15 protein-coding genes are annotated in these 12,938 nt (G+C 37.9%); 4 read left to right on the top strand and 11 right to left on the bottom strand.

Annotation, left to right across the window (positions count from 1 at the left end; all coding sequences use genetic code 11):
- Positions 1-95: 95 nt before the first annotated feature.
- Both QFZ28_RS07415 and QFZ28_RS07410 read right to left on the bottom strand, forming a co-directional pair.
- On the bottom strand, positions 96-980 hold the full coding sequence (locus QFZ28_RS07415) for a cation diffusion facilitator family transporter (protein ID WP_307194055.1): 885 nt from the start codon (positions 978-980) through the stop codon (positions 96-98).
- Between the two features lie 26 nt (positions 981-1,006).
- Positions 1,007-1,150, bottom strand: a complete 144-nt coding sequence (locus QFZ28_RS07410; protein WP_307194054.1) for a hypothetical protein — start codon at positions 1,148-1,150, stop codon at positions 1,007-1,009.
- A 90-nt stretch (positions 1,151-1,240) separates the two neighbouring features.
- On the opposite strand from QFZ28_RS07410, the gene QFZ28_RS07405 reads away from it, so the two are divergent.
- Positions 1,241-1,468 carry a YozQ family protein gene (locus tag QFZ28_RS07405; RefSeq protein WP_307194053.1) on the top strand — a complete coding sequence of 76 codons (228 nt, stop codon included), beginning with the start codon at positions 1,241-1,243 and terminating at the stop codon, positions 1,466-1,468.
- A 44-nt stretch (positions 1,469-1,512) separates the two neighbouring features.
- On the opposite strand, the gene QFZ28_RS07400 is transcribed toward QFZ28_RS07405, so the two are convergent.
- Complete coding sequence (locus tag QFZ28_RS07400) at positions 1,513-2,268, bottom strand: TraR/DksA C4-type zinc finger protein (protein ID WP_307194052.1); 756 nt, start codon at positions 2,266-2,268, stop codon at positions 1,513-1,515.
- Positions 2,269-2,498: 230 nt separating this feature from the next.
- Between QFZ28_RS07400 and QFZ28_RS07395 the strand changes: the two genes are divergently transcribed.
- Positions 2,499-2,672, top strand: a complete 174-nt coding sequence (locus QFZ28_RS07395; RefSeq protein ID WP_307194051.1) for a hypothetical protein — start codon at positions 2,499-2,501, stop codon at positions 2,670-2,672.
- Entirely contained in the window at positions 2,656-4,017 is a 1,362-nt protein-coding gene (locus tag QFZ28_RS07390) for an amino acid permease (protein WP_307194050.1), read from the top strand. The genes QFZ28_RS07395 and QFZ28_RS07390 overlap by 17 nt, the downstream gene beginning before the upstream one ends.
- A gap of 39 nt (positions 4,018-4,056) precedes the next feature.
- Here the strand turns inward: QFZ28_RS07390 and QFZ28_RS07385 are convergent, their stop codons facing one another.
- The 7 genes from QFZ28_RS07385 to QFZ28_RS07355 all read right to left on the bottom strand — a co-directional run bounded on the left by QFZ28_RS07385 (position 4,057) and on the right by QFZ28_RS07355 (position 11,243).
- Positions 4,057-4,683 (bottom strand): LysE family transporter, encoded by a 627-nt coding sequence (locus QFZ28_RS07385; protein WP_307194049.1) that lies wholly within the window; start codon positions 4,681-4,683, stop codon positions 4,057-4,059.
- Positions 4,684-4,824: 141 nt separating this feature from the next.
- Positions 4,825-5,862 carry a glycosyltransferase family 2 protein gene (locus tag QFZ28_RS07380; RefSeq protein ID WP_307194048.1) on the bottom strand — a complete coding sequence of 346 codons (1,038 nt, stop codon included), beginning with the start codon at positions 5,860-5,862 and terminating at the stop codon, positions 4,825-4,827.
- A gap of 19 nt (positions 5,863-5,881) precedes the next feature.
- Positions 5,882-7,555 carry a DUF6044 family protein gene (locus tag QFZ28_RS07375; protein WP_307194047.1) on the bottom strand — a complete coding sequence of 558 codons (1,674 nt, stop codon included), beginning with the start codon at positions 7,553-7,555 and terminating at the stop codon, positions 5,882-5,884.
- Between the two features lie 164 nt (positions 7,556-7,719).
- The gene (locus QFZ28_RS07370) at positions 7,720-7,884 is read right to left on the bottom strand and encodes an aspartyl-phosphate phosphatase Spo0E family protein (protein ID WP_307194046.1); all 165 of its coding nucleotides are present in this window, start codon (positions 7,882-7,884) and stop codon (positions 7,720-7,722) included.
- 138 nt (positions 7,885-8,022) lie between these two features.
- A complete protein-coding gene (locus tag QFZ28_RS07365) occupies positions 8,023-8,427 on the bottom strand; it encodes a YugN-like family protein (protein ID WP_307194045.1) in 405 nt (134 codons plus the stop codon).
- Positions 8,428-8,561: 134 nt separating this feature from the next.
- Entirely contained in the window at positions 8,562-9,908 is a 1,347-nt protein-coding gene (locus tag QFZ28_RS07360) for a glucose-6-phosphate isomerase (RefSeq protein WP_307194044.1), read from the bottom strand.
- A gap of 171 nt (positions 9,909-10,079) precedes the next feature.
- On the bottom strand, positions 10,080-11,243 hold the full coding sequence (locus QFZ28_RS07355; protein ID WP_307194043.1) for an iron-containing alcohol dehydrogenase: 1,164 nt from the start codon (positions 11,241-11,243) through the stop codon (positions 10,080-10,082).
- A gap of 131 nt (positions 11,244-11,374) precedes the next feature.
- Here QFZ28_RS07355 and QFZ28_RS07350 point away from each other — a divergent pair, with 131 nt between their 5' ends.
- Positions 11,375-11,605 carry a DUF378 domain-containing protein gene (locus QFZ28_RS07350; protein WP_034674139.1) on the top strand — a complete coding sequence of 77 codons (231 nt, stop codon included), beginning with the start codon at positions 11,375-11,377 and terminating at the stop codon, positions 11,603-11,605.
- Between the two features lie 35 nt (positions 11,606-11,640).
- Here the strand turns inward: QFZ28_RS07350 and QFZ28_RS07345 are convergent, their stop codons facing one another.
- A complete protein-coding gene (locus QFZ28_RS07345) occupies positions 11,641-12,924 on the bottom strand; it encodes a Glu/Leu/Phe/Val family dehydrogenase (RefSeq protein WP_307194042.1) in 1,284 nt (427 codons plus the stop codon).
- Positions 12,925-12,938: the final 14 nt, after the last annotated feature.

Raw genomic sequence — 12,938 nt, 5'->3', positions numbered from 1 at the left:
GTCCGGGTCTATTGCATAACTCAAAAATATCAACTCCTTAGCATTTAATTACTTCATTATCATAAACCCAAAATCAAAAAAGTACAAACAAGATTTTATTCTGGAAAATAGGGATTTAAATGAATTAATACCTCGTCAATATTATCGTACCTCTCCATCAATCTCCCCTTGATTGACTTGGCCAGGTCATGACCTTCCTTAATGGTTTTAAAGTGGTCAATGGATATTCTAAGATCAACTAAAATATAATGACCATGTTCCCTCGCTCTAAGTCGATCAATCCTCTTCACCTCTGGGAATTCATTCACTACATTAATGTATTCCTGTAGAGTACCTGCGTCAATATTCCTTTCGAGTAAGATATCAAAAGCTTCCATTAACATCTCTTTTGAAATTTTAAAGATCAAGTAGGCTACAAAAATACTTGCTGCTTTATCGCCATAATGCAAGAATAAAATATCAAAACGTTCACCAATTATCGAAAGGAGAACCCCGATAGCTGCCGCAATCGAAGCAACAATATCAGCTTTATGGTCGAAGGCAATCGCTTCAATTGCCTTACTATTATGCTCCTTAGCCACCTTTAATGATGAACGATACAAAATAACTTTTGTAATGTAAGAAATAATGGCTACCCACATGGCTAAAAAGCTTGGTGTTTCTACCTCATGGAAGAAGCCCATGATTCCTTCATATACAACATATATCGAAACGAGAAAAAGCAAAATCCCTACGATCCCTGATACAATGACCTCTGCTTTTCCATGACCATAAGGGTGTTCTGTATCAGCTGGTTTGTTGGCAATTTTAATCACCAAGAGGACGATGACCGATGCAAAAACATCTGCAGCTGAATGGATTCCATCCGCAAAAACACCATCACTATTTCCATACCAGCCGATAAAAAGTTTTCCTAATGTTAAGATGATATTACTAATCACGCTTATCCAGGCAATTTTCTTCGCTAGGGATTCCCTCATCTTTTAAGTCCACCTCAAAAAAAAATCTATTTCTCTATCTGATTATTTCCATTTGCCTCCATTTTCATTTCTTCCTCTTCTTCTTCGACTGTAATCCTGTTAATAGCGTCATGAAGAAAATGAAATGCTTCGTCCAATTCTTCCCTTGATGGATATTTATCTTTGTTCATCTAATTCAGCTCCTGATATTTTTATGAGTAATCCTCGAATAATAAGTAGAAAATACGGTTGTACCTTATTTTTAAAAAGGAGTGTGCAGCATGGATAAAAAGAATTCTGCCGACAATAGTACTGAACTCGCAGGACGTATTTATGAAACGAGCGACTACCAAAAAAACGACATAATTTCTACTGGTTTAGCAACCACACACGAACAGGCGACAGATGCGTATACCGAAGGTGAGATTGGCACGGTTATCGATGATGTTGATGATGATTTAAATGCCAAGGACCTGCCAATTGCTCAAAAACCTTATAGAAACAAATAAAATTAGAGAAAACAGCTTTCCAATCGAAAGCTGTTTTTTCTTTTTTATTTATCGTCTTCGACATATGGAGCATGTTCGTATGCTGGCAAATCTCCAAAGCTTGTCATGATTCCTTCTTCGTCTAGCTGTTCTTCATACCGTTCATGCTGTGGATTTGGATACACTGTGATATTGTTTCCATACATATCATTACCTACAAAGTTTTCAAAGTCCTCCACATACCCCTCATTTTCATCAGGTTCATTATTAACATCGTTATAATGTTCCTGAGGAAAAGCTAAGTCTGATGGTGTATCGGATGTTCCCCATTGAGATACAATCTGCCAGGAGTCCTCCGCATCAAAAGCAACATTCTCATCCTTCGAATCCATATCAAACTTCCCAAATGGAGGCATTAAAACCCCCTCTTCGATAGGACGGTCATGTGAGATATCTTGATCTGGACTGTGTTCTTTACAATATGTTGTATTAGGTAATGCTTCTAAACGTTCATAAGAGATTTCTTTCCCGCATACCTCACATTGTCCATACGTCCCATTTTCCATTGCCTCTAGCGCTCTTTTTATATTCAATAGCTGCAAATCTGTATGTTGATTTAATGCAATATCCTTTTCACGCTCGTACAAATCTGTACCCTCGTCAGCGGGATGGTTATCATAACTAGATAACTCCCCCATCGATTCATGATAATGCCCTCGTTCAAAACCATAGTGATCATTTTGCTCGAGGCGTTCTTCTATTTCCTCTTTTTCCTTTAATAATTGCAAACGAAACCCAGCAAGCTGCTCTGTCGTTAACATATAATTAACCCCTTTCAAGGTTTATTGCTTCTTCTCAGTATCGCCATTTTTATATATTTCAACTTTGTCTAGTACCTTTTTATTTTCAATGATTTAGCCGCCGATTATGTAATCAATTTCCTGATTCCAACAAAATCCTAAATTCCTCTCATGAACTCACTGAATAACTTTTTTGTGAGCGTGTATCTTAACATATAGAAAGATATTAGAAAGGAAATGAGGGGACATACATGGTAAATGAAAATTTTAATAAATTCAGGAAAGAACAGCAGGAACATCAAAGTGTATATTTAGGCGGTGCCAACCGGCAGCGTGGGAAGAATGATCCTGACTATAATAATCAGGAAATTACGGATAAAGCAGTAGGAGCAACTGGGAGAGGCAATAATGGGAAAACCGAGTAGCGGTGCAGAAGAAAAAGGCAATATGAAGTGGTGGCAGCTTTCGTTATTTGGGGTGGGGTGTACAATTGGTACAGGATTCTTCCTAGGGTCAAGTATCGCCATAAAAATGACTGGTCCAGCCATTTTAATTGCCTTCATTCTTGCAGCCGCAGGAACCTATTTTGTCTTTGATGCCCTTGCAAAAATGACAGCACAAGAACCACTAAAAGGCGGTTTTCGTTCCTATGCGAAAAAAGCTTTCGGGAGATGGGCTGGTTTTAGCAGCGGATGGGTCTATTGGATGTCAGAGGTATTAATTATGGGGAGTCAAATGACTGCACTTTCTATTTTTTCACGTTTCTGGTTCCCCAAAATTCCTCTATGGATCTTTGCTGGAATGTATGCCCTACTAGGACTTGTTGTCGTTCTTATCGGCGTAAGCATTCTAAACAAATTAGAGAATGTTCTTGCCATTTTAAAAATAGCAGCGATATTAATGTTCGTAATTATTGCTTTACTGGCGATATTCGGAGTCATTGATGGAGACAGACCAATACAATATCCTGACAGCCAAAAGGATTTAATTCCACATGGTGTTTTAGGATTATGGTCTGGGGTTATTTTTGCCTTTTATGCGTTTGGAGGCATCGAAATATTAGGATTAATGGCCACACAGTTAAAGGATCCGAAGGAAGCTCCAAAGGCTGGAAAGGTAATGTTATTGACGCTTATGATTATCTACATGCTCTCGATTGGTCTCGCTGTCTTAATGGTGCCTTGGAATCAATTTAATGGCGAGAAAAGTCCTTTTGTTAACGCATTAGATAATTACAATTTAACTTTTATTCCTCATCTTTTTAATGGAGCATTAATTATTGCCGGATTTTCAACGATGGTTGCTTCCCTTTTTGCGGTTACCAGCATACTTGTTACACTTTCTGAAGAAGGGGATGCACCTGGATTATTTTGCAAACAAGGAAAACTAAAGGTTCCAATCCCTACTTTGCTAATTACAGTACTAGGAATATCAGCGTCAATTGTCTGCGCATTATTAATGCCGGGACATGTGTATGAGTACATCACTACTGCTGCCGGGCTTATGCTTCTCTACAATTGGATTTTTATCTTAGCTTCTTCGTGGAAACTATTAGAGGTTACCGCAAAGGATAAAATAAAATACTCTTTAGGGATACTGTTCATACTAGTTGCAGTTAGTGGTACCCTATTTCATGGGACAAGCCGGCCTGGCTTTTTTATCAGTCTTGCATTCGTGGGTATTATTGGCTGCATAACCTTGATTATGAATCTTAAATGGAAAAAGAAAAAGAAAAAAGGAAAGGTATTTAGCCCTTGGCCAACCGCTTGAAATCTCGATTGCCAGCGTTTGCTATGCTGGCTTTTTTTGTTATCCAAATAATACATTGAATGCTTGAAATCCAAAGTAAATACCAAATCCAATCAATGATATTCCAGATAAAAGTGAAATCCCTACTAGCAGCCGGGAGGTTAAATATTTACGGAAATTACTAGCTATACCTGCCATTGTAATATCCCATAATAGTAATCCAATAAAGATCGCACTGCTATAAAGTATTAACTGACTCGTTTCATAGGTAGCAGCTGTTTTGGCAAGAACAGAGCCATAAATCCCAAGCCAAAATAAAATCGTCAACGGATTGGATATGGACATAAAGAAACCAGATAAAAAGGATTTTACTAATGGCTCTTCCTGCCTTTTTTCTCCTATTTTCAGTTTATTTGCTGATAGCATCGTTTCAATTCCTGTATAAATTAACACAAAGCAGCCAAATAACCACAAAAAGGTTTTCATAAAAGGAGTTTCTAGAAAGTGAACAACTCCAAAGTAAACAACCATCATATAAACGCCATCTGCTGCGACAGCCCCCACTCCAATAAGCCATGAATGCATGAAACCATGTCTTATTCCCTTATCAATTTGAGCTGCATTAATTGGACCAATCGGAGCAGCAAGCGACAATCCCAGCAAAATATAACTCAAAAATACATTCATTGTAATCTCTCCCTGAATCAAGATAGAAGCCTGTCTATCAATTTTTATTCAGGAGAGAGGGTTTGTACCACTTTTATTTCAAAAAAAGAAGAGCCTTCTTTAGATAAGAAGACTCCTTTAAGCAGAAGTTACGTATAGGAGTTAGTTTGTCTCAGATAATTTTCTATGCTCCATTTTAAAAAACTCCTGTTCATCACTATCCCTAATTAAATGATGACGAGATGCTGGCATTGAGAAGGTATCAATATCAATAATAAACTTGGGACGCTGCTTTGATTCTTTATAAATTTTCCCTACATACTCTCCAATTAAACCTATCGCAATCAACTGTAAGCCGCCAATTAACCAGATAGAAGTGATAACTGACGTCCAGCCTGTCTGAGTTTCCCCCAATGCTTTTAACATTAAGAAGTATAACCCAAATAACAGGCTTAAGAAAAAGGAAACAAACCCGATAAATAATACAAACCGAATCGGTGTAACAGAAAATGATGTAATTCCATCAAAAGCAAAAGCAAGCATTTTTTTTAACGGATACTTCGTTTCACCTGCTTGTCTTTCTTTGCGATCATAGTAAACGATTTCTGACCGAAATCCAAGGAGTGGAACAATTCCGCGTAAAAAAAGATTAACTTCTTTAAATTCTTCTAATTCTATTAATGCTCGTTTACTCATTAAACGAAAATCCGCATGATTATAAACAAGATTGACGCCCAGTTTATTCATTAACTTATAAAAACCTTGAGCCGTGCTCCGCTTAAAAAAGGTATCACTATCCCTGCGCTTTCGAACGCCATAAACAATCTCATTTCCTTCATTAAACTTATGAATAAATTCACGAATAACCTCAATATCATCCTGTAGGTCAGCGTCTATGGAGACAACACAATCGGAAGTCTCCTTAGCAGCGAACAAACCTGCTAATAACGCGTTTTGGTGGCCCACATTTCTTGATAATTTTAAACCTCGAACACGCTCATTTCTTAACCCCGCTTTATAAATCATTTCCCAGGTTCGGTCCTTACTCCCATCATCCACAAACAAAATTTTTGTTCTGTTGGAAACAAGCTGTTCGCTTATTAACTGTTTTACGAGCTGGTCGAGCTGATTAATCGTTTCAGGTAAAACTTCTTCTTCATTATAACAAGGCACTACAATCGTAAGGACAGGTTCCATCATCCGTTATAACCCCCGCTGTTTACAAAGTCTTGTATAAATAAATCTTCCATGCTGAATTTCTTGATTCAAATATCTTATCTAGTTTTAGCTGTATACTCTCCGAATTAGAAATAGGCAGTGCTGACAATATGTATTTACCACCCAGTTCTTTAAATACCGTTGTATTTAATTGCAGGTCCTTTAATTTCCGTTCGGAGTCCTTTTTAATCATATATTTTTTTCCAAGCTGTGCTGTAAAGATGTAACAGCGGCCTCCCCACTGATCAAAATATTTGCGAATGGTTTTATTTTTTGCCAACTCTACCTCAATTATTTTCCTAAATTGGTGTTTATAGGATAATGGGTAAAAGTTATTATAGGTATCCAATGTATAAAAGCCATTATACTGTGATATCGCAGGATGAATGCCAATACTGGCAACCCGGTAATTTTTTTGTTCTTCACCAATGTGTTCTTTTATCTCTGTAAATAATTCCTCTGCATAAAATTCTCCTACACTTGGTTTATTGTGGTAGATAATCTCATCATTAAATAAACATAACAAGAGGATTTGAGCGATGGCAAACCATTTGGCAGTATTCGCCCAACTGCTCCCTTGAAGTGAAAGTATTTTTAACGATAGGGCAAACCCAGCATAAATGACCATTGGCCTTAAAAAGTGGTAACGGGCAAAATTGAAGGTGTCCATAAAATGAAATTTTTTAGTTAAAGGCAGCCAGCCTTTATAAAACCAAAACGCATACCAAAGAGATAGCAAAAAGTTTAAACTAAATAAAAAGACAAATAACTTCTCCTGTTTCCAGGTTTTTTTTGAGTAAACAAAATAAAGCGCTATGAACATCACAGGCAGAATAAATAGACCGTGTACAGTCATTACATGCGTATGTCCTAGAACGTAATTTTTAAAGGTCAGCCTGACTACTCTCCATAAGGGTAAGGAAGCATGAAAATATTCATCTCGGCTGTTTGGTTCGGTCGAAAACAAAAAGGAATTGACCAATCGATATTCAACAAGCATAAAAATAAACGTCATATAGGCAATAGATAAGAAGAAACGAAGATTCCACCCTTTTCCTCTAAGAACATCTGTAAGCCAAAAGATTCCCATTGCGCTTAAGAAGAAGAAAAAGCCTAAGACGATGCTGGCATAAAAAGGAATTAGCGTTAGGACAATATAATCTTTCTTTGTTCCTTCTCCATTTCGAATATTTAGGAAAGCCCACAGTGCCAGCGGCATTCCTAACGTACTTAACATGCCTGATGGCCAAAACGGGGTTAAGGCAAATGCCAGCGATACGCCCACTTGTAGGAAGCCCCATTTTTGGCCAGGAAGGAAGTGTTTTTTTAATAGTAAATACATACCAATAAAGGCAACTACCCTGGTTAAAGTTTGACTGAGACCATACGCAATCATGGTTGGAAACAACGCATAGAGCCAGACTATGATGCTGTATTCCGTTCCAAATGCATTTCTTGGCACCCCGTTAATAATTTGGGGGATTACTGCATCTACATCCCCAAACATTTGACCACTCTTCGCAAGAACTTTGTACCACGCTAAATTCGAATCCAAGTTATCATGAACACGTATATGAGCATTTTCTTGGAGAATAAAGAGTGGGGAAAGATATAGTGTTAGAATTAGTAAAGCAAAAATGATCCATCTTAGCTCTTTTTTCTTATCAGTGAACACTTATTACACCTCGTAAGCCTTCTTTCTCTTGTTTAATAAAGTTAGCATCTAGGGTGGAAATTATTCCTTTTAAACAATTGTTTTCCAAATTCATGCCTTAATACAAATAACGGTCATAGCAAAAAATACCTTCCATGTTATTGGAAGGTATCTTTAGTATTGATTTAGTGTTTTATCTGTTTATTTTCGTAAACATTTAAAAGAAAATCGAGCTTTTGGCTGCATTGAACAACATTTGGATTTGAATATCCATATTGTCGGGCTAAATTAATCATTTCCATTCGTGTTTTTTCAATATCCGATAACAAATAGTTCATGCTCGTTTCCACGGCTCAACCTCTTTTCATGTTTATAACATATTAATATTATTAACCTTAATTTAAGAAATTTTTCACTTTAAAACAAGTAGTCTACATAAAAATAATTGTAACTTTCGTGAACATTATACTAGTAAAATATTCACATTTCTATGATGGATGGTCAGAAATCAATATGGATTCGAGCTCTTTGACAAGAATTTTTCCTGTTTCAATATACTGTTCGGGAAAACTGGCATCCTTATCAACGGGTTCAGAGAACTGATTTAAGGTGCCGGCTGAGACTTGGTCATCAAGACCAATTTGATACTTATGAGACAATAGGAATGGCCTTCCAAGCTCAATTGTACAGCTGTGTGCGTCTAATTGACCATCGATGGCTGAAAACGGCAGCCTTAAAAACTGATAGCCCACTTCATCATTTATTTTGTAATCAAAGGCACCGTGATCATAATCCCAGTTACCGCCGATTGAATATCCGATTGGTTTTAGCATTTGTTCGAGCTTATACAAATCAAACTGCTTACCTTCTACGCTTGATGGTATTTCAATCATCATACAGCCCCCTTTTCATGATTATTTATTAGTTTTCCCAAAAAATAAAAAATAGAGTACTGAATTTTTCAGTACTCTACTTTTTTAATTGCTCTGTTAATTTCCGCTCCAATTAACAGAGTGCTAAAAATTTATTACAATCTCTTTTCTAGCTCAGCCTTTTTCTCTTCGAATCCTGGCTTGCCTAACAGAGCAAACATGTTTACTTTGTAAGCTTCAACGCCTGGCTGGTCGAATGGATTTACGCCTAGCAGGTATCCACTCATTGCACATGCTTTTTCAAAGAAATAGACTAGGTAACCGAATGTGTATTCATCCATTTCAGGAATAGAAACGATTAAGTTTGGTACGCCTCCATCTGTATGGGCAAGCATGGTTCCTTGGAATGCTTTATTGTTTACAAAATCAACAGATTGTCCGGCAAGATAATTTAAACCATCTAAATCACTATCAGCCTCTTCAATGGTCAATTCATGGCGTGGATTTTCTACCTTAATGACGGTTTCGAACAAATCTCGGCGGCCTTCTTGTACATATTGTCCTAAAGAATGTAGATCGGTTGAGAAGTTCGCAGAAGAAGGGTAAATTCCTTTTTGGTCTTTTCCTTCACTTTCTCCAAATAACTGCTTCCACCATTCAGAAAAGTACTGAAGTCCAGGCTCATAATTGATAAGCATTTCAATCGTTTTCCCTTTATTATAAAGAGCGTTTCTTACAGCAGCATATTGATAGGCTTGGTTTTCTTCAAGTTCAGAAGTGCTGTATTCCTCCTGCGCTTTAGCAGCTCCCTGCATCATTTTATCAATGTCAGCTCCGCTAACAGCAATTGGCAGTAATCCTACTGCTGTTAGTACAGAGTAACGACCGCCGATATCATCTGCAATTACAAAAGACTCATATCCTTCTTCGGTTGCTAAGGTTTTTAAAGCGCCTCTTGCCTTGTCCGTTGTCGCATATATTCTCTTACGGGCTTCTTCTACACCGTATTTCTCCTCAAGAAGCTTACGGAAAATTCTAAAGGCAATCGCAGGTTCTGTTGTTGTACCTGACTTTGAAATGACATTAATAGAAAAGTCTTTTCCATCAAGGAGATCCATTACATCTCTCATATATGTTGAACTAATGTTATTACCTACAAAAATAATTTGCGGCGTTTTACGCTTTTCTTTCGGAAGTGCATTGTAGAAACTATGCTGTAACATTTCAATTGCAGCTCGTGCTCCTAAATAGGAACCTCCAATTCCAATCACTAGAAGTACATCTGAATCGGACTTAATTTTTTCTGCTGCTTGCTTAATGCGTGAGAATTCTTCTTTATCGTAGTTTGTAGGAAGGTCAATCCAGCCTAAAAAGTCACTTCCTGCACCTGTCTGCTCATGCAGGGAATGATGAGCAACCTTTACGGCATCCCGTAAATATGTTATTTCATGCTCTGCAAAGAAGGTTAACGCTTTTGAGTAATCAAAACGTATGTGTGTCATGTATGTAATCCTCCAATAAATTTATTTTCAATTCTCACTTTAACGAAAGCTGGACAGTTTATCAAGAAGGGTCTTCCCTTGTAAGCGTACCCATTTTCGCCATTTTTTTTACATTCTTCATTTTTTGTCGAAAAAAAGGAAACGAACACCTAAAGTGCCCGTTTCTGTTCATTAAAGTGACTCACGATAAATGGTTAATACGTCTTCTCTATTTAGTTTTGTAAAGTTTCCGAATTCACCATAGACCATTGCCCTGTCTGCCATTAATTCTAGTTTGTTGTCATCGATATTATAATCTGCTAAACGTGCAGGTGCCCCAATACTGTTCCAGTAGTTACGTAATTTTTGTATACCTTCCAGCCCTGCTTCTTCTGCAGATTTACCTTCTGTATTTACCCCAAAGACCCGCACAGCCAGCTGTTTAAATCGCTCAGGTTTTACTTTAAGGTTATGTTTCATCCAGTGGGGAAATAAAATCGCAAGACCTCCGCCATGCGGGATATCATAAACCGCTGATACCGCATGTTCTAGATTATGTGTAGCCCAATCACCACGATAGCCCATATTTAAGATACCGTTTAAAGCCATTGTTCCACTATAAAGGATAGTAGCACGATGTTCATAGCTTTCAAGATTCTCCAGCAATTTAGGTGCTGTTTCCATAACGGTAATGAGTAAGGATTCGCACATACGATCTTGGAATAATGTATTCTCTTCTAAATGAAAATAATGCTCTAATACATGAGTCATCATATCCACAATTCCATAAATGGTTTGATCACGCGGAACGGAAAAAGTATGTACAGGATCCAAAATGGAGAATTTCGGAAAAGTATAGGGACTTCCCCACCCATATTTTTCATTTGTCTCCCAATTGGTAATAACGGACCCTGAGTTCATTTCTGAACCGGTAGCCGCTAACGTAAGGACTGTTCCAAATGGCAATGCTTCATTTACCTCTGCTTTTCTTGTCACCAGGTCCCATGCATCACCGTCATATTTTGCTCCTGCTGCAATTAACTTCGTACAGTCAATAACACTGCCGCCGCCGACAGCTAAGAGTACATCTATACCTTCGTTTTTACAAATTTCTACACCTTTACGGGCGGTTGTAATCCGTGGATTCGGTTCAACTCCAGGTAATTCAAATACCTGTGCGTCGATTTCATTCAATAAGTTGATAACTTTGTCATAAAGACCGCTCCGCTTAATGCTACCACCGCCGTAAACTACAAGTACTTTCTGTCCATACCGAGGAATTTCAGATTTTAACTGTTCCAGTTGTCCTTTACCAAAAATTAATTTGGTTGGATTCCAAAACGTAAAATTTTGCATGATATGCACATCCTTTCCACATCCCATTATTATTGAAAAAAAAATATTTTGCAAAGGTTACACAGATGAATATTTCTTCTTGATTTTAGCAAGCTAATTATTGAAAGTTATATTGATAGGAGGAATCTACCTTGAGTACAATTCAAAGAATTGCTCTAATCCTTACCATCATTGGTGCTATTAATTGGGGATTAATTGGTTTTTTTGGATTTAATTTAGTTGAAGCCATTTTTGGCGACAATTCAGCACTTTCCAGAATTATATATGGCTTAGTAGGAATAGCTGGACTAATTAACCTAGGACTGCTGTTCAAGCCAAATGAGCAGCATGTTAGGGAGCCACAAACAGATACAACTCGATAGAAAAAATCCTTGCAATTACTATTGCAAGGATTTTTTCATATCCATCCTCTAAATTCAGAGGCTTCTACCATTTTTCTTACACCGACCATGTATGCAGCTGTACGCAAGTTTACTTGACAGCGGTTTGAGAGTTCATATATTTGTTGAAACGCACTGATCATTTTTTCACGTAATTTAGCTGCTACTTCCTCTTCATCCCAATAATAACCTTGCTTGTTTTGAACCCATTCAAAATAAGAGACAGTCACCCCGCCAGCTCCCGCTAGAACATCGGGAACAAGTAATATTCCTCGTTCAGAAAGTATTCTTGTACCCTCATTCGTTGTAGGGCCATTGGCGGCCTCTACGATAATCTTTGCTCTTATATTATTAGCGTTCTTTGCGGTAATTTGATTAGAAATCGCCGCAGGCACAAGAATATCACATTCCTGTTCAAGCAATTCTTCGTTAGTAATCGTTCCATCAAAAAGGGAAGTAACGGTACCGAAACTATCACGGCGGCTAAGCAAATATTCAATATTTAAGCCATCCGGATCATAAAGAGCGCCATAGACATCTGAAATCCCAACGATAATTGCTCCCGATTTATGCATGAATTTTGCAATGGAACTTCCAGCATTACCAAAGCCTTGAACAATAATACGGGCCCCCTTAATTGGAATTCCACGTAATTTTGCAGCTTCTTCGATACAAATAGCAGCACCCAGTGCCCCTGCTTCCTCCCTAACTTCGGAACCCCCAAGGACAAGGGGCTTCCCTGTGATAAAACCAGGAGAGTCGAACTTTCTTAGACGACTGTACTCATCCATCATCCAGGCCATAATCTGAGAATTGGTATACATATCCGGTGCCGGGATATCTTTGGTTGGACCAACAATTTGACTAATTGATCGGACATACCCACGACTGAGGCGCTCCAGTTCACCAAATGAAAGTGTACGAGGATTACAAATAATACCTCCCTTTCCACCTCCAAATGGTAAATCAGCAATTCCACATTTCAGGCTCATCCACATCGATAATGCCTTTATATCATCATCATTTATCTTAGGATGGAAGCGAACACCGCCAATCGTTGGTCCAACGGAATCATTATGTTGTGCTCTATAGCCGCTAAAAATTTTAACTGAACCATCATCCATCCGAACGGGTATCCGCACATGAAACATCCGTATCGGTTCTTTCAATAACTCAAATGCAGCTTCTGGAAGTCCTAGTCTTTGCAATGCATCCTGAATAACAATCTGTGTGGCTGTAAGTAGATTTAATGTCTCTTTATCATGGTCACCTACACGATTTGTTACATCATTCTTCCCCATTTTGGCACCTCAAG

The organism is Neobacillus niacini (assembly GCF_030817695.1).
Classification (GTDB): domain Bacteria; phylum Bacillota; class Bacilli; order Bacillales; family Cytobacillaceae; genus Neobacillus; species Neobacillus niacini_F.
The sequence above is the reverse complement of the archived record's forward strand: the minus strand, read 5'-3'. Positions and strand labels throughout refer to the sequence as shown.

What these genes read in the sequence shown, in the direction of transcription:
- QFZ28_RS07415 (WP_307194055.1), bottom strand. Translation starts at nt 980, where the DNA reads ATGAGGGAATCCCTAGCGAAGAAAATTGCCTGGATAAGCGTGATTAGT.
- QFZ28_RS07410 (WP_307194054.1), bottom strand. Translation starts at nt 1,150, where the DNA reads ATGAACAAAGATAAATATCCATCAAGGGAAGAATTGGACGAAGCATTT.
- QFZ28_RS07405 (WP_307194053.1), top strand. Translation starts at nt 1,241, where the DNA reads ATGGATAAAAAGAATTCTGCCGACAATAGTACTGAACTCGCAGGACGT.
- QFZ28_RS07400 (WP_307194052.1), bottom strand. Translation starts at nt 2,268, where the DNA reads ATGTTAACGACAGAGCAGCTTGCTGGGTTTCGTTTGCAATTATTAAAG.
- QFZ28_RS07395 (WP_307194051.1), top strand. Translation starts at nt 2,499, where the DNA reads ATGGTAAATGAAAATTTTAATAAATTCAGGAAAGAACAGCAGGAACAT.
- QFZ28_RS07390 (WP_307194050.1), top strand. Translation starts at nt 2,656, where the DNA reads ATGGGAAAACCGAGTAGCGGTGCAGAAGAAAAAGGCAATATGAAGTGG.
- QFZ28_RS07385 (WP_307194049.1), bottom strand. Translation starts at nt 4,683, where the DNA reads ATGAATGTATTTTTGAGTTATATTTTGCTGGGATTGTCGCTTGCTGCT.
- QFZ28_RS07380 (WP_307194048.1), bottom strand. Translation starts at nt 5,862, where the DNA reads ATGATGGAACCTGTCCTTACGATTGTAGTGCCTTGTTATAATGAAGAA.
- QFZ28_RS07365 (WP_307194045.1), bottom strand. Translation starts at nt 8,427, where the DNA reads ATGATTGAAATACCATCAAGCGTAGAAGGTAAGCAGTTTGATTTGTAT.
- QFZ28_RS07360 (WP_307194044.1), bottom strand. Translation starts at nt 9,908, where the DNA reads ATGACACACATACGTTTTGATTACTCAAAAGCGTTAACCTTCTTTGCA.
- QFZ28_RS07355 (WP_307194043.1), bottom strand. Translation starts at nt 11,243, where the DNA reads ATGCAAAATTTTACGTTTTGGAATCCAACCAAATTAATTTTTGGTAAA.
- QFZ28_RS07345 (WP_307194042.1), bottom strand. Translation starts at nt 12,924, where the DNA reads ATGGGGAAGAATGATGTAACAAATCGTGTAGGTGACCATGATAAAGAG.